At 74.5% G+C, this 14,377-nt stretch carries 16 protein-coding genes; 11 read left to right on the top strand and 5 right to left on the bottom strand.

Translation table 11 applies throughout. The annotated features are described in order from the left end of the window. Positions 1 to 45: 45 nt before the first annotated feature. The 7 genes from ACUW6W_RS09445 to ACUW6W_RS09475 all read left to right on the top strand — a co-directional run bounded on the left by ACUW6W_RS09445 (position 46) and on the right by ACUW6W_RS09475 (position 6,609). Complete coding sequence (locus ACUW6W_RS09445; protein WP_036316089.1) at positions 46 to 585, top strand: NUDIX hydrolase family protein; 540 nt, start codon at positions 46 to 48, stop codon at positions 583 to 585. Between the two features lie 2 nt (positions 586 to 587). Next, positions 588 to 1,487, top strand: a complete 900-nt coding sequence (locus ACUW6W_RS09450) for a DUF6707 family protein (RefSeq protein ID WP_230297492.1) — start codon at positions 588 to 590, stop codon at positions 1,485 to 1,487. A 117-nt stretch (positions 1,488 to 1,604) separates the two neighbouring features. Then, a complete protein-coding gene (locus ACUW6W_RS09455; RefSeq protein WP_063189932.1) occupies positions 1,605 to 2,177 on the top strand; it encodes a GNAT family N-acetyltransferase in 573 nt (190 codons plus the stop codon). 74 nt (positions 2,178 to 2,251) lie between these two features. Further along, complete coding sequence (locus ACUW6W_RS09460; protein ID WP_454180151.1) at positions 2,252 to 3,046, top strand: glutamine amidotransferase; 795 nt, start codon at positions 2,252 to 2,254, stop codon at positions 3,044 to 3,046. Positions 3,047 to 3,076: 30 nt separating this feature from the next. After that, positions 3,077 to 4,036 (top strand): ornithine cyclodeaminase family protein, encoded by a 960-nt coding sequence (locus ACUW6W_RS09465; protein WP_044659062.1) that lies wholly within the window; start codon positions 3,077 to 3,079, stop codon positions 4,034 to 4,036. Between the two features lie 41 nt (positions 4,037 to 4,077). Further along, positions 4,078 to 5,421, top strand: coding sequence for a tRNA guanosine(34) transglycosylase Tgt (tgt, locus tag ACUW6W_RS09470; protein WP_454180152.1), 1,344 nt, complete (start codon positions 4,078 to 4,080; stop codon positions 5,419 to 5,421). 249 nt (positions 5,422 to 5,670) lie between these two features. Continuing rightward, a complete protein-coding gene (locus tag ACUW6W_RS09475) occupies positions 5,671 to 6,609 on the top strand; it encodes an endonuclease domain-containing protein (RefSeq protein ID WP_454180153.1) in 939 nt (312 codons plus the stop codon). Between the two features lie 100 nt (positions 6,610 to 6,709). Here ACUW6W_RS09475 and ACUW6W_RS09480 read toward each other — a convergent pair whose 3' ends face one another. Next, complete coding sequence (locus ACUW6W_RS09480; RefSeq protein WP_100057905.1) at positions 6,710 to 7,924, bottom strand: acyl-CoA dehydrogenase family protein; 1,215 nt, start codon at positions 7,922 to 7,924, stop codon at positions 6,710 to 6,712. Between the two features lie 126 nt (positions 7,925 to 8,050). On the opposite strand from ACUW6W_RS09480, the gene ACUW6W_RS09485 reads away from it, so the two are divergent. Further along, positions 8,051 to 8,656 (top strand): TetR/AcrR family transcriptional regulator, encoded by a 606-nt coding sequence (locus tag ACUW6W_RS09485; RefSeq protein WP_036341145.1) that lies wholly within the window; start codon positions 8,051 to 8,053, stop codon positions 8,654 to 8,656. Between the two features lie 10 nt (positions 8,657 to 8,666). Here the strand turns inward: ACUW6W_RS09485 and ACUW6W_RS09490 are convergent, their stop codons facing one another. The 3 genes from ACUW6W_RS09490 to ACUW6W_RS09500 all read right to left on the bottom strand — a co-directional run bounded on the left by ACUW6W_RS09490 (position 8,667) and on the right by ACUW6W_RS09500 (position 10,186). Further along, positions 8,667 to 9,302, bottom strand: a complete 636-nt coding sequence (locus tag ACUW6W_RS09490; protein ID WP_002856702.1) for a GNAT family N-acetyltransferase — start codon at positions 9,300 to 9,302, stop codon at positions 8,667 to 8,669. A 99-nt stretch (positions 9,303 to 9,401) separates the two neighbouring features. Continuing rightward, positions 9,402 to 9,725, bottom strand: coding sequence for a putative quinol monooxygenase (locus ACUW6W_RS09495; RefSeq protein WP_010079505.1), 324 nt, complete (start codon positions 9,723 to 9,725; stop codon positions 9,402 to 9,404). Then, positions 9,722 to 10,186, bottom strand: coding sequence for a DUF4126 domain-containing protein (locus ACUW6W_RS09500; protein WP_044659066.1), 465 nt, complete (start codon positions 10,184 to 10,186; stop codon positions 9,722 to 9,724). The genes ACUW6W_RS09495 and ACUW6W_RS09500 overlap by 4 nt, the downstream gene beginning before the upstream one ends. 131 nt (positions 10,187 to 10,317) lie before the next feature. Here ACUW6W_RS09500 and ACUW6W_RS09505 point away from each other — a divergent pair, with 131 nt between their 5' ends. The 3 genes from ACUW6W_RS09505 to ACUW6W_RS09515 all read left to right on the top strand — a co-directional run bounded on the left by ACUW6W_RS09505 (position 10,318) and on the right by ACUW6W_RS09515 (position 12,851). Further along, positions 10,318 to 11,163, top strand: coding sequence for a hydroxymethylpyrimidine/phosphomethylpyrimidine kinase (locus ACUW6W_RS09505; protein ID WP_020624820.1), 846 nt, complete (start codon positions 10,318 to 10,320; stop codon positions 11,161 to 11,163). Positions 11,164 to 11,219: 56 nt separating this feature from the next. Further along, a complete protein-coding gene (locus ACUW6W_RS09510; protein WP_020624819.1) occupies positions 11,220 to 12,275 on the top strand; it encodes a hypothetical protein in 1,056 nt (351 codons plus the stop codon). A gap of 90 nt (positions 12,276 to 12,365) precedes the next feature. Further along, positions 12,366 to 12,851: a hypothetical protein gene (locus ACUW6W_RS09515; RefSeq protein WP_020624818.1), complete on the top strand. Its 486-nt coding sequence runs from the start codon at positions 12,366 to 12,368 to the stop codon at positions 12,849 to 12,851. Positions 12,852 to 13,100: 249 nt separating this feature from the next. On the opposite strand, the gene ACUW6W_RS09520 is transcribed toward ACUW6W_RS09515, so the two are convergent. Continuing rightward, the gene (locus ACUW6W_RS09520) at positions 13,101 to 14,360 is read right to left on the bottom strand and encodes a sensor histidine kinase (RefSeq protein WP_101967249.1); all 1,260 of its coding nucleotides are present in this window, start codon (positions 14,358 to 14,360) and stop codon (positions 13,101 to 13,103) included. Positions 14,361 to 14,377: the final 17 nt, after the last annotated feature.

Genomic DNA, 14,377 nt, shown 5'->3' on the forward strand with positions numbered 1-14,377 from the left:
GGGACCCGGTGTGCCCCCGGCGCGGAACTCCGGTAGAACAGAACCATGAGCGTGCGCACCCCCGACCCGAATCCGGGCTGGCTGTCCGACGAGGACCTCTACGAGGCCCGGCGCCGGCTGCCCATGGTGTATGTGGAGGCCATCCCGGTGCGGCTGGACTCCCTCGGCTACGTCACCGAGATCGGCCTGCTCTACGTGGCGGACGAGACCGGCACGTTCCAGCGGACGTTCGTCTCCGGACGCGTCCAGTACCGGGAGACCATCCGCGCCGCGCTGATGCGCCACCTGGAGAAGGACCTCGGCCCGCTCGCGTTCCCGCAGCTGCCGCCATCGGTGGTCCCCTGCACCGTCGCCGAGTACTTCCCGGCGCCGTCCGAGACCGGGCTGACGGACGACCGCCAGCACGCCGTGGCCCTGGTGTACGTGGTGCCGGTGACGGGTGAGTGCCAGCCGCGCCAGAACGCGCTCGAGCTGACCTGGCTCACCCCCGAGGAGGCCCTCGGCGAGGACATCCAGGCCGAGTTCATCGGTGGCCGCGGGGACCTGGTGCGCCAGGCCCTCGCCCACGTGGGATGGGGGCGCTGAGCATGGCACCGGTCGTCGGCGGCTACCTCCGCCATCTGAAGTCCCAGGACGTGCAGCCCGGGGACAGCTTCCTGACCCGCCGCGGCGAGCCCGCCCCGCCCGTGGCCTCGACCCGGGTGATGCGGGACGACTTCGGCACCCCCGCGCTCGTGATCGCCACCCTCGAGGGCGGCCGGGAGGTCAAGATCGCCCACGGCTCCGTGATCCGGGTCCGCACGGACCGCCCGGAGGAGCGCAGGGCCGTCCCGGACACCACCTTCTCCCCCGTGGACGCGGGGTCCCCCGAGGAGCGGATCGTCGCCGTCGGCAAGCGCCACCTCGACGACACCGAGCTGACCGCCACCGCGGCCCGGCTCTCCCACGGGTTGAACCTGCGCTCCGGCTCCCAGCTGGAGGACGTGTTCGGCATGGCCGAGCGGCTCTACCTGCTGCACGAGGACACCGAGGGCACGCTCGCCACCCTGGGCCTGCTGACGAACCTGCCGTGGGACGGGGCCGTGGGGCGGTGGAAGTCCATCCAGGCCGCGCTGTCCCTGGCGTCGCTGATCCTGCGCGAGGAGGGCGAGCACATCGCCGCCGCCAACCTCGGTCGGCGCCTGCTCGAGGCGGACGAGGTCCCCTCCGAGCCGGGCCGGGCGTCCCGCGTGCTCGAAGTGCGCCAGCGTCAGCTCAACGAGCCGCCGCTCTACGACCGGGAGATCTCCCGCGCCCTGCAGGCCCGCGACGCCGAGGCCGAGTATCAGTGGCGCCGGGCCCGGTTCGGCCAGCTGCTCTACCTGCGTGCCCGCGGCGGCTCGGAGACGCTCACGGACGCCGACCTGGATTCCCGGATCGCCCGGGAGCTCGGCGCGCTGCGCACCCTCGCCGACGAGCTCGAGGCGAAGGCAGCCACGCGCCGGTGAGGCCCAGCCGCGGGACGGGCGTCGAGAGCCGGCCCCGTCCCCGGTGACACGCCCTCCGGGGTCCGGCTCGTGTGGCGCACCTCACTCTCCAGCCCCTGCCGGGGTTATGCTCCCGGCATGACCGGCTCCGCACCCGCCCAGCTCCGCCCCCTCCGCGCCACGGACGCGCCCGCCGTCCTGGCGGCCTTCCACGCGGGCACCGTCGGCATGGCCGATCCCGCAGAGGTCACCGACGACGCCTCCGCCCGCGCCTACGTCGACGGACTGGTCCAGGCGGAGGGGACGGACGCCGTCGCCGTGGTGGAGCGCGGGACGGACACGCTGATCGGCCTGGTCGCCGTCGTGCGCGACGAGGCGCACGGCACCGGCGCGCTCACCGCCTGGCTGCATCAGGGCTGGCGCGGGGACGCGATCATGTCGCGGGCGGCGACCACCGTGGCGGACGCCGAACTGGCCGAGGGCGGGCTCGAACGGATCGAACTGGCCCACCGGGCGGACAGCCCGACGGCGGGGGCCGTCGCCCGGGCCGCTGGGCTCCGTCACGAAGGCACGCAGCGCGGCCGCCTCCGCACGGGCGGGCGGCGGCTCGACGTGCACCTCTACGGCCGGCTGGCCGCGGACCCGCTGCCCGAGGAACGCGTCCGTCCCCTGCCGTGGGCCTCCGACGCCCGCCCCTGGGCCGACCGCTGACCGCGACCCGCCCCCGACGACGCCCCGCGACGCCGTCACGCCCTCCCGGCCCGATGCCCCGCTAGTCTGCCGAGATGACCACCCCGACCGGCGCCATCCCGAGCCCGCATCCGCGGCCGTTCCTCCTCGTCCAGACGCGCCCCGAAGACGACGCCGCGGCCGCCGAGGTCGAGGCCGTCCAGCGACTGGGCGGCTATCCGGAGGGCCGGCTGCGGGTGCTGCGCCTGGACCGCGTCGTGCAGCGCCCGGACGTGGCCACGCACGGCCTGGACTGGGAGGCGGAGCTCGCGGACGTCGCCGCCGTGATCCTGCCCGGCAGCCCGTTCACGGGCTCCGATCCCGAGGAGACCAAGTCCCCCGTGCAGCGCGCCGTGGAGGCGGAGCTGGGCCGGATGCTCGACGTCGTCCGGCGCCGCGACCTGCCGTTCCTCGGCTGCTGCTACGGCGTCGGCACGCTGGGCCGGCACGCCGGCGGCGTCGTGGACAACGCCCATGGCGAGTCGGCCGCGCCCGTCGAGGTCACGCTCACCGACGAGGGTGCCGCAGATCCGCTGCTGGCCGGGGTGCCCCGCGTGTTCGCGGCGTACGTCGGCCACAAGGAGGCGATGAGCGCGCTGCCGCCCGGCGCGGTGCTGCTCGCCGAGGGCGCCGACTGCCCCGTGCAGATGTTCCGGCTCGGCACCCGCCAGTACGCCACCCAGTTCCACCCGGAGCTGGACCAGGCCGGGATCCTCGAGCGCCTTGAGATCTACCGCGAGCACGGGTACTTCGCGCCGGGCGAGTACGAGCCCACGGTGGCGGGGCTGGCCGCCGTCGACCCCGAGCACCCGCGCCGGATCCTGGCGAACTTCCGCACGCTGTTCGGCTGAGCCGCCCGGCCCACCCCGTAGCGTGGCCGCATGGACACGCACCGCGCCACCGCTTCCCTGCCCTGGATCGACGGCCCCGCCGTGCGCGCCGCCCTGAGCCCGCGCGCCGCCGTCGACGCGCTGGAGGCGGCCCTCGCCGCCGGCCTGGACCCGGAGGCCGACGCCCCCCGCACCCGCGTGTCCACCGCCGCCGGGCAGCTGCTGCAGATGCCCTCGACGCGCGGGACCGAGGTCGGCACCAAGCTGCTCACCCTCACGCCGGACAACCCCGAGCGCGGACTGCCCGTCATCCAGGGCGTCTACGTGCTGTTCGGCGCCCCGGGCACCCCCGGCCAGGCGCCGCGGGCCGTGCTGGACGGCGTCGAGCTGACGGGCCTGCGCACCTCCGCGGTGTCCGCGCTCGGGGTGCGGCTGCTCGCGGACGCCTCGCCCCGGCACCTGGTCGTGGTCGGCACGGGCGTGCAGGCGTGGGAGCACGCGCTCACCTTCCAGGACGTGTTCGGGCTGGAACGGGTGTCCGTGGTGGGCCGCGACGCCGACCGGGCCGCCGCCCTGGCCGCGCGCATCGAAGCGGAGCTGGGCGTGACCGCGAGCGCCGCGGGCCCGGAGGCCGTGGCGGAGGCGGACGTCGTGGTGACGTGCACGGCCGCGACGGCCCCGCTGTTCGACGGGACACTCGTGCCGGAGCACGCGACGGTCGTGGCGATGGGCTCGCACACCACGGACGCCCGCGAGACCGACGACGCCCTGGCCCGCCGCGCGACCGTGGCGGTGGAGTCGCGGGACTCGGCCGCCCGCGAGGCCGGCGACGTCACCCTCGCGATCGACTCCGGCGCCCTCGCCGGGATCGAGGACACGGTGACGCTGGCCGAGCTCGTGGCCGGGACCGCGCGTCGTCGGGAGGGCGCGCCCGCCCTGTTCGTCACCACCGGCATGCCCTGGCAGGACCTGGTGGTGGCGAGCGCGGTGGCGCGGGAGGTGCTGGGCTGAGCCGGGGCGGCCTGCGGTGCCTGCGCACTACCCTGGGTCCCATGCCTGAGACCCCCGCCGCCCCGACGCCGCAGCCCGCCTCCGGTGCCCCCGCGCATCCCTCGCAGTTCGGCTTCGAGGTGACGCACCGGCTGGAGACCGGCGGTGCGGACGGCGCCCCGCTCGGCCGCACCGGCGTCATCACCACCCCGCACGGGCGGATCCAGACGCCGGCGTTCATCCCGGTGGCCACACAGGCCACGGTCAAGGCGGTGCTGCCGGAGTCGATGGCCGAGCTCGGCGCGCAGGCCCTCCTGGCCAACGCCTACCACCTGTACCTGCAGCCCGGGGACGACCTCCTCGACGAGGCCGGCGGCCTCGGCGCGTTCATGAACTGGCCCGGCCCCACCTTCACGGACTCCGGCGGCTTCCAGGTGATGTCCCTGGGCTCGGGATTCAAGAAGGTCATCGACATGAAGGGCCCCGGCGCGCCCGAGGGGCAGGGCGCCGACGACACCGTCGCCCCCGGCAAGGAGCGCCTGGCCAACGTCGACGACGACGGCGTCTGGTTCAAGTCCCACCTGACCGGGGACCGACACCGGTTCACCCCCGAGGTGTCCGTGGGCATCCAGCACAACCTCGGCGCGGACATCATGTTCGCCTTCGACGAGCTGACCACCCTGCACAACTCCCGCGGCTACCAGGAGGAGGCGCTCGAGCGCACCCGCCGCTGGGCCCAGCGCTGCCTCGACGAGCACGCCCGCCTCACCGGGGTCCGCGCGGCGCGGCCGTACCAGGCGCTGTTCGGCGTGATCCAGGGGGCCCAGTACGAGGACCTGCGCCGCAAGGCCTGCCGCGACCTCGCAGCGATGCGGGCAGAGTTCCCGGCCGCGGGGGAGCTCGACGGCGTGACCTCCGGCTTCGACGGCTACGGCGTCGGCGGGGCCCTGGAGAAGGAGAACCTCGGGACCATCGTGGGCTGGTGCGCGCAGGAGCTGCCCGAGGACAAGCCGCGCCATCTGCTGGGCATCTCCGAACCCGATGACCTGTTCACCGCCGTCGAGAACGGCGCCGACACCTTCGACTGCGTCTCCCCCACCCGTGTGGCCCGCACCGGCGCGTTCTACACCCGCGACGGGCGCTACAACCTGCCCGGGGCGAAGTACCGCCGCGACTTCGGGCCGCTGGACCCCGAGTGCGACTGCTACACGTGCGCCCACTACTCGCGCGCGTACCTGCGGCACCTGTTCAAGGCGAAGGAGATGGTGGCGCACACGCTCCTCTCCATCCACAACGAGCGGTTCACGGTCTCGCTCGTGGACCGGATCCGCGCGGCCATGCAGGATGGCACGCTCGCCGAGCTCAAGGCCGAGACCCTCGGCCGGTACTACGCCCCGAAGGGCTGAGGGGTGCTGGGTGCGCCGGCACGCTGCGACGGGCGCGAGCCAGCCTGCTGTGACGGCGCGAGCCAGACGTTTCTGCTGTTCTGAGGGGGCTGTCACGACCGATTCGTCTGGCTCAGCGCCGCTCGGACGTGCGGAAGACGTGAGCCAGACGATTCAGCGGCTCCTGCACAGGGCCGCGGGCGCAGCTCGCCCTCCACGGCCCTCGCGGTCGCGGCGCCGGGTCCGCTGGTGAAAGGGGAGGCTGGCGGCATGGTCGCCCCTCCTCCGCACCACGACGCCCTCGGCCCCGTCTTCCCGGTCGCCGCGGGGCTGCAGGCCGGCCTGACGGCCTCGCAGCTGCGCGGCCCCCGGTTCGACGCCCCGCACCACGGGCTGCGGCACACCGCCGGGGGTCAGCCCTCACTGGCCGACGTCGTCCGCGCCCTCCAGCGGACGAACCCCGGCACCGCGGCCACCCACGCCACCGCCGCTCGCCTCTGGGGGATGTGGCTGCCGCGGCAGTGGGAGCGCGGCCCCATCCATCTGGCGCGCACGCGGGCCGAGGGCGGGGCGCCGCGCCGCAGCGGCGTCGTCGGGCATGAACTGCACCCGCAGGACCCCGTGCTGGTGCGTGCCCGGGTGCGGATCACGACGCCGGCCGCCACCTGGGCGGCGCTGGCGCAGCTGGGTCTGCCGTTGGCCGACGTCGTCGCCGCCGGGGACAGCCTGCTGCAACGGGCTGACGGCCCGGCGGGCCGACGTCGTCCCGGCGACCATCCACGGTGCACCGTGCGTGATCTGGAGGCGGAGGTGCTCCGGGTGCGTGGGCGGCGAGGGACGCGGACCCTGCGGGCGGCCCTGCCGCTGCTCAGGGACGGCGCGGATTCGCGGGCCGAGACGCTCCTGCGACTGGCGCTGGCCGACGCGGGTGTGCCGGAGCCGGAGGTGAATCCGCTGCTTCTGCTGAGTGACGGGTCCACCGTCCGGCCGGACCTGGTGTGGCGGGAGGCGCGCGTCTGCGTGCAGTACGAGGGCGATCATCACCGGACTGACCCGCAGCAGTGGCGCCGTGACATCGAGCGCGACCGCCGGATGCAGGCCGAGGGGTGGATCGTGCTGCGCGTGGCCGCCAGCGTCTTCACTCGGCGCGGCCTCACCGCCCTGCTGCGCGACCTCGCCGCCCACCTGCGGCTCCCTCTGCCTGCGTGAGCCAGACGAATCGGCCGCCGAGCCAGACGAATCGGCGGCAGGGGGGCGTGCGCACCAGCAGAAATCTCTGGCTCACGCCGCCGCCCCCGCTCGCGTCATCTCACACGAACGCGCCGACCCCCGTGATCTCGCGGCCGATGATCAGCCCCTGCACGGTCTCGGTGCCCTCGTAGGTGTGGATCGCCTCGATGTCCGCGAAGTGGCGAGCCACCTCGTTCTGGATGAGGATGCCGTTGCCACCGAGCAGGTCGCGCGCGTTCGCGGCGATGGACCGCGCGGCGCGCGTCGCCGAGTACTTGGCCAGGGACGCCATCGGCCCGGTGAGCCGGCCCTCGTCCTCGAGCCGGGTCGCACGCAGCACGAGCAGCTGCACCTGGGTGAGCTGGGAGAGCATCTCGGCCAGGCGGGTCTGCACGCTCTGGGCGGCGGCCAGCGGCCGGCCGAACTGGATGCGCTGCCCCGCGTACTGCACCGCCGCCTCGTAGCAGCCCACGGCCTTCCCGAGGGCGGACCACGCGACGCCCACGCGCGTGGCGAAGAGGACGCGGGAGGTGTCCTTGAAGGAGCGGGCCTCGGGCAGGACGTCGGCGTCGGGCACGAAGACGCCGTCGAGGGTGATGTGGGCCTGGTCGATGGCCCGCAGCGCGACCTTGCCCTTGATGACCTCGGCCGTGTAGCCCTCGGACTCCTGGCGCACGATGAACCCGCGGACCTTCTCGTCCTCGGCGCTGCGCGCCCACACCACGGTCACGCCGCCGGCGGCCCCGTTGCCGATCCACTTCTTGTGCCCGTGCAGCCGCCAGCCGCCGTCGACGCGCTCGGCGCGGGTCTCCAGCGAGACGGAGTCGGAGCCGTGGGTCGGCTCCGTGAGCGCGAAGGCGCCGTAGAGCTCGCCGCGCGCCATGGCCGGCAGGTGCTCGGCACGCTGCTCCTCGCTGCCGCACAGCTGGATCGAGCGCATGGCCAGACCGCCCTGCACGCCCGTCATCGTGGCGATCGAGCCGTCCAGGCGCGAGAGCTCCATCATGGCCAGGCCCGCTGCAACGCGGGAGACGTCGGGCAGCCCGTCCACGGGGACGCCGTCGCGCAGCAGGTCGGCCTGCCCCAGGCGGGCCACGAGGTCCAGCGGGTACTCGTGGCGGTCCCACGCCTCCCGGATCCGGGGCAGCACGTCCGGCTCGAGCGCGAAGGCGCGGGCCCGACGCCACACATCCTTCTCGGCGTCGGAGACGTCCGCGAGCGCGAGGTAGAAGTCGGTGTCCAGCGGCGTGGCGACGTCGTACTCGGGCTCGACGGTGGGCAGGGTCTCGGTCATGGTGGCCTCCCGGGCGGGGTCGGAGAGATGGGTGTGTCCGCCATCACCCTACACCAACTGACACGCCATCTCACAGAATCAGACGCAGTCTCACCTCCTCTCCGCGCCCGTGGCACCATGGCCCGCATGACGACGCCCGCCGAGGACACCCTCACCGCCCTGATCCACCTGCTGGACCGCGAGGGCTACGACGCCGTCACGGCCGACCAGCTCGCCCGCCAGGCCGGCATGAGCCGGGCCAGCTTCTTCCGCCACCTCGGCGGGAAGGAGGAGGTGGTCTTCGCCGACCACGCGGCGCTGCTCGCCCGCCTGGACGACTTCCTGCGCGGCACCTCCCTCGGCGTGCGGGAGGCCCTGGAGGAGGCGGTCCTCCAGGTCTTCCGGCATCACACCGCCGATCCGGACCGGGCCCGGGCGCGCTCCCGCCTGCTGCGCGGCTCCCAGGCGCTGCGCACGCGCGAGCTGCTCACCTCGCACCGCTACACGGAGCTGTTCTCCGGCTGGCTCGCCACGGCCCTGCCGGACACGCCCGCGCGCGGCGGGGTCGCCGTCGGGCTGGCGGCGGCCGTGGTGGCCGTCCACAACCGCGCCCTGCGGGCGTGGCTCCACGCCCCGGCCGACGACGCCGAGGCCGGCCTGCGCGCGGACCTCGCGGAGGTCATCGCGCGGCTCACGGCCGAGCCGGCCGAGGCCGAACGAACGCTCGCCGCCGTGCGCCGACTCGTGGGCTGACGCCCCGCCCTCAGCGGCCGGCGACCTGCGCGTTCTCCGCCCCGAACGCGGGCGGGTAGCGGAACTCGCCGGCCGGCACCTCCGCGCCGTCCTGGAGCGTGAGGATCTGCAGCGCCTCGGGTTGACGCGCGAAGGCCGCGTGCACGCCGTGCTCGGAGGCCCGGTGGAAGCCGAACTTCGCGTAGTACTCGGGCCAGCCGTAGACCACCACGACCTCCTCGCCGTCGGCCTGGGCCTTCTGGAGCAGGGCGTTGACGAGCGCGGTGCCGGCGCCCTCGCCCTGGTGCTCGGGCAGGACGCCGTGCGGGGCGAGGGCGATCACCTCGGCGTGGTCGATGTGGGCCCGGACCAGGGTGCCGTAGCCCATCGGGTCCGACTGCAGGTCCGTGCCGGGGATCGCGGCGGTCATGGCCACGAGGGAGTACTGGGGCAGCCAGCCCTCCGCGCCGCCGGCGAGCGCCTCGACGAGGTCGGCCTCGGCCGTGGACGCGAAGGCGAGCTCGGCGATCTGGCGGACGGCGCGGCGGTCGGCCGGATCGTCGTGATCGGCCTCGCGGGTGGACCAGCGGTGGCCGAGATCCTGGCCGGCAGGGACGTGGGCGGTGCGGTGGCCGGGGGTCTGGGTGCTGTTCTGCTCGGCGCTCATGCGCTCACCGTAGCCAGGGTGTGACCCCGGATACAGAGACGGCGCCCTGCGTCACGCTCGTGACGCGGGCGCCGTCGCCTCCTCCGGCCGGGGGCGGGCTCAGTCGATCTGCAGCTCGCCCATCGGGCCGAAGCCCTCCGCACCGACCTGCTCGGAGATGATCTGGGGCGTGCTCGCCAGCAGCGGGCGCATCGCGTCCAGGCCCTCCTGGAAGTGCGGGGACGCGACGTGGGCCTGCGCACCCTCGTCCGTGAACCCCTCGAGCAGGAAGTACTCGTTCGGGCCGCCTTCCACCGGGCGGTACCACTCGAAGAACAGGTTGCCGGGCTCGGAGCGCACGTCCGCGGTGTACTTCGCGACGGCGTCCATCCACTCGTCGGCACGCTCGGGCTGGACGGTGAACTTCAGGTTGATGAGGATCATGCCGTCCATTCTGGTCCACCCGGCACGGCCGCGGCACGGCCTCGCGTCCGCCGCGCGCGGAACCGCCGGGCCAGCAGCCACAGGCCCACGACGACGGCGACCACCAGCACGGCGACCAGCACCGGCAGGAACAGCGCGGCCGCGACGAGGCCGGCCGCCGAGACGTCCTCGGCCGCCGAGAGCACGGGCGCGGCGGCCCCCACCGTGACCGTGTCGGCTCCCACGACCGTCTGGACGACGTCGTTGACCGCGTCCACCCCGGGGATCTTGTCCGCGACGAGCTCGAGCGCGAGCAGGGCGCCGAGGATCCAGAGGGAGGCGTCGGCGGAGAGCCACGTCCACCCCGCGGGCAGGTCGACGAGCCCCGTGAACCGGTCCAGCAGACCCAGGGCGAGCAGGGGGATGTAGGCGTTGAGCCCGGCCGAGGTGGCCAGGCCCGTGCCGGTGAGGAACTCGAGCACGTCCGTCCCCGTCCTTCGCGGGTCGCTCGGGGCGCCCGGGCGGACGCTCCGGGTCCGAGGACCCTCGTTCCCCGGTGAACACCGCCGGCCGTCGGGCGCTTCCCGTCCGGGGTCGGTCCTACCATGGGCGCATGCCCCAGACCGCTCACTCCCCCCAGCACTCCGCCTCCGCCCCCGCGCTCGCCCTGACCATCGCCGGGTCCGAGGCCACCGGCGGCGCCGGCGCCCAGGCCGACCTCAAGACGTTCCAGGAACTCGGCGTCTTCGGCATCGTGGCGCTGACCTGCATCGTCTCCTTCGACCCGGAGGACGACTGGAACCACCGCTTCTTCCCCGTGCCCACCGAGATCCTCCAGCAGCAGCTCGACGCCATCCAGGGCGACTACCCGGAGCGGCTGCGCACCGTGAAGCTGGGCATGCAGGGCTCCCCGGAGGTCATCCGCACCTCGGCCGCGGCCCTGCGCCGCGCCGAGTGGGACCACGTGGTCCTGGACCCCGTGCTCATCTGCAAGGGCCAGGAGCCGGGCCACGCCCTGGACACGGACCAGGCGCTCAAGGCCGAGCTGCTGCCGCTGGCCACCTTCACCACCCCGAACCACTTCGAGACGGAGCAGCTCTCCGGCATGACCGTGCGCTCGGTCGAGGACCTGACGGCGGCCGCTCGGCGCATCCACGAGATCTCCGGCGCGGCCGTCCTGGCCAAGGGCGGGATGCACCTGCCCGGCCCGGACGCCGTGGACGTGTTCGTGGACGGGGACACCGTGGAGGTGCTCTCCGCCCCGAAGATCGGCCAGTCCGGCGTCTCTGGTGCGGGCTGCTCGCTCGCCGCCGCCGTCACCGCCGAGTTGGCCAAGGGTGCCACCACGCTCGAGGCCGCGCGCCGCGCCAAGGAGTTCGTGCGAGCCGGCATCGCGCAGGCGGTGGAGGGCCGCACGCCGTTCGCCGCCCTGTGGCAGGGCGGCCTGCGCTCCGCTTGAGCGCGCACGTGGGCCGCTGACTCGTCCTGAGCCGGGCGGTGCGCCACACTGGGGGCATGAAGCTCCCCTCCCCCGCCCCTTCCGCCCCCGGCGAGGTCCACCACTCGGCGTCGTCCGTTCCCGTCGACGGCGTCGAGGCCGTCTTCCCCGCGCTGCGCCAGCGCGCCCTCGCCCCGGGCGGCCGGCTCTACGGGCTGGCGGCGGCGGCCGCGGTCGGCGGGCTCACCCTGCTGGATCCGCACGCCCGCCGAGGGCGCGAGCGTCGGGCCCTCGCAGAGCTCGAGGCCGCCGTCAGCGGCACGGTCCTCGCGGCCGAGACCGCCAACGCCCTCCACACCGCCGCGATCGCCGACGGCGAGGTGGCCCCCTCCCCCGCCGCGCGTGCCCTGCGCGGGCTCGGCGGGCTGGCCGTCGGCGGCGCGGTCGCGGCGGTCACGCTGCGTGCCACCGGCCTGAACGACCGGATCGACGGTGCCCTGGTGCGCGGGCTCCAGCGGGTCGGCGTCCCCGCCCCGCGCGTCGCGCTGGCCGCAGCGGCCTCCCTGGCGATGCTGCTGGCCAACGAGGACGCCCGCCGGACCCGCCGCGACGCCGTCGAACTCGCCGTCACCGGACCCGCCGGCCTGGACGAGGACCCGGTCGACGAGGTCGAGCCGGAGGCCACCGCCGAGCTGCCGGTCGAGGTGCGCGTGCTGCTCGAGACCCTGCTCGACCCGGCGCTGGCCGAGGGCCGGGACCTGCCCGGGGCTGAGGCGCTGCGCTCCCAGCTGCCGCACGCGCGCACCGTCGCATCGGTGGCCGAGGCCATCCGTGAAGCCGGCGAGGTCCCGGACTGGGTGCCGCTCGTCGTCCAGACCGACGACGACGTCCGGCGCGCGGTGCCGAACGACTGCGTCTGGCCCGTCCGCGGCCGCTTCGCCTCCGGATCCGCCGGAGGACACGAGCTCGAGCTGCGCCTGCAGGTGATCGACGGGGAGATCGGCGCCCTGACGGTGACCCTGCCCGCGGACGCCGAGGCGGACAGCGACGCCTGGGACGCGTTCCAGGAGATCGAGTCCTTCCCCGGCGTCGAGGACCTGGCCTTCCACGTGGACGGCGACCGGCGCGCCTGACCGGGAACTCTCCCGGGGCCCGTCCAGCCCGGCCCACTACAGTGGGGACCCGCCCGACGTCGTCGATCCCCCTCCCGGAGAGTTCCCGCCATGACCACCCCCGCCCCGGTCGCGTCCGCCGCCCGTGCCCGTCGCCGCGCGGCCCGTTCCGGCCCCCGCCCGCAGCTGCGCATGGGACTGAACGGGTTCCTCGTGGCCTGGCTGCTGCCCAACCTCGTGATGGCCGCCGTGGTGGCGATCCTGGCCGTGGTCCCGGGCCTGCAGGCCTTCGGCAGCCTGACACCGCTGCTGACGGTGGTCGGGGTCGCCGGGCTGGTGGTGGGGCTGCCGCTGTGCCTGCTCGTGAACTGGGCGTTCCGGCACGTGCTCAACCAGTGGGTCCACGTGCTGGCATACGCGCTGATCGGCATGCTCTACGGCCTGGTGGTGCTCACGCAGGGCGCTGCGGGCATCCTGCCGATGCTCATCCCGGTGATCGGCTTCCCGGCCGCCGTGCTCATGGCCCTGGGCCGGACGGCGGCCCGTCCCCTCGTCCGCACGGTCACCCCGGAGCCGTCGCCCGCCGAGCCGGCCTGAGCACGCCCGACAACGAAAAGGACGATGGCCGGATGGCCATCGTCCTTCTCGGAACCGCGTCCGGGGCCCGCATCCCCTCAGGCATGTATCCCGGCTCGTGATTCGCACTGTGCACCGTCTCAATGGGGCATGACCCACTCTAGGAGGGACGACGGCGCCCCCGACAGTGGCGGAAGGTGCAGACTTTCGGGCCCTGATGTGATGCAGGTCACATGGGTCTGGTCCGCCGCTGCGACGGCGTCGGCCTCGTCAGACGGACCTGGGGAGCACCGCGCGCACCCGCCACCCCCAGCCCCCCGGCCCGGCCTCGATCGTGCCGCCGAAGGTGGCCACGCGATCCCGCATGGAGTTCAGGCCCACACCGGAGGAGTTCCACTGCGGCGGGCCGGACCGCTCGGTGACGGTGTTCTCCACCTCGAGCACCACGTCCGGCCCCGCGTCGCGGAGTTCGATGCACACGCGCGCGCCCTCGCCGGCGTGCTTGGCGACGTTCGTGGTGGCCTCCTGGAGCACCCGGTGCAGGGTGGAGCGCACGGAGATCGGCATCGCGTTCTGGTCGCAGCGGACGTCCGTCTCCACCGTCATTCCGAGACTGCGCAGCTCCTCGGCCAGTTGGGCCACGGACAGCACCGGATCCGCGGACGTCGCCCCGTCCGCGCCCCCCGCGGCGCCCGGCTCACCGCTCGGGTCCACGATCCCGTCCTCCTGGAGGATGGAGAGCATGCGCCGCAGGTCCCGCAGCGCGTCCTTCGCGGAGTCCCCCACCACGTCCAGCACGCCCTGAGCCGCCTCCGGGGCGCCGAGGTAGCGTGCCGTCCGAGCCTGCATCGAGATGATCGTGAGGTTGTGCGCGACCACGTCGTGCAGGTCGCGGGCCAGGGAGCGACGCTCGGCCTCGGCGGCCAGCCGGGCCCGCTCCTCCGCCTCGAACACCCGGCGGCGATCCCGCTCCCGCCGGGCCAAGCTCTCGCGGATGAAGAGCCCGCCGCCGAGGCCCATGGACATGAGCAGCAGGATGAACCACGTCGCGTTCGACTGACCCACCGCGAACGGCTGGGCGACGCCCCAGGTCAGTGCCAGGACGGCGGCCGTGACGACGAACCCCCAGGAACGGGCGGTCGCCGCGACGGCCCCGAGGACCACGGGCGCGACGACGGCGAAGAGCACCTCGGAACCGCCGACGACGGTCGCGACGGCCCCGGGCAGGAGCAGGGCGAAGCCCACCGTGCTGCGCCACCACTGGGCGAGGAAGGCGCTGGTCGCCGACGCGATGGCGATCCCGTCCAGGACCGGGATGGCGCCGTGGCCCGGGCCGAAAAGACCGATGTCGGACGCGGTCGAGGCGAGCAGGAAGGCCGACCCGAAGGCGAGATAGACGCGGCTCAGCGGCGCCGCGGCCCAGAACGCGCCCCACCGCAGGCTGCGCGGCTGACGCCACGACGAGGAGCGGCGCGCCCGGGAGGGCGCGCCGCTCCGGACGGAGGGGATCGATGGGCTCGAATCAGGCATCAGGGGCGGGCCGACCC

The organism is Micrococcus sp. 093350064-1, from assembly GCF_053627955.1.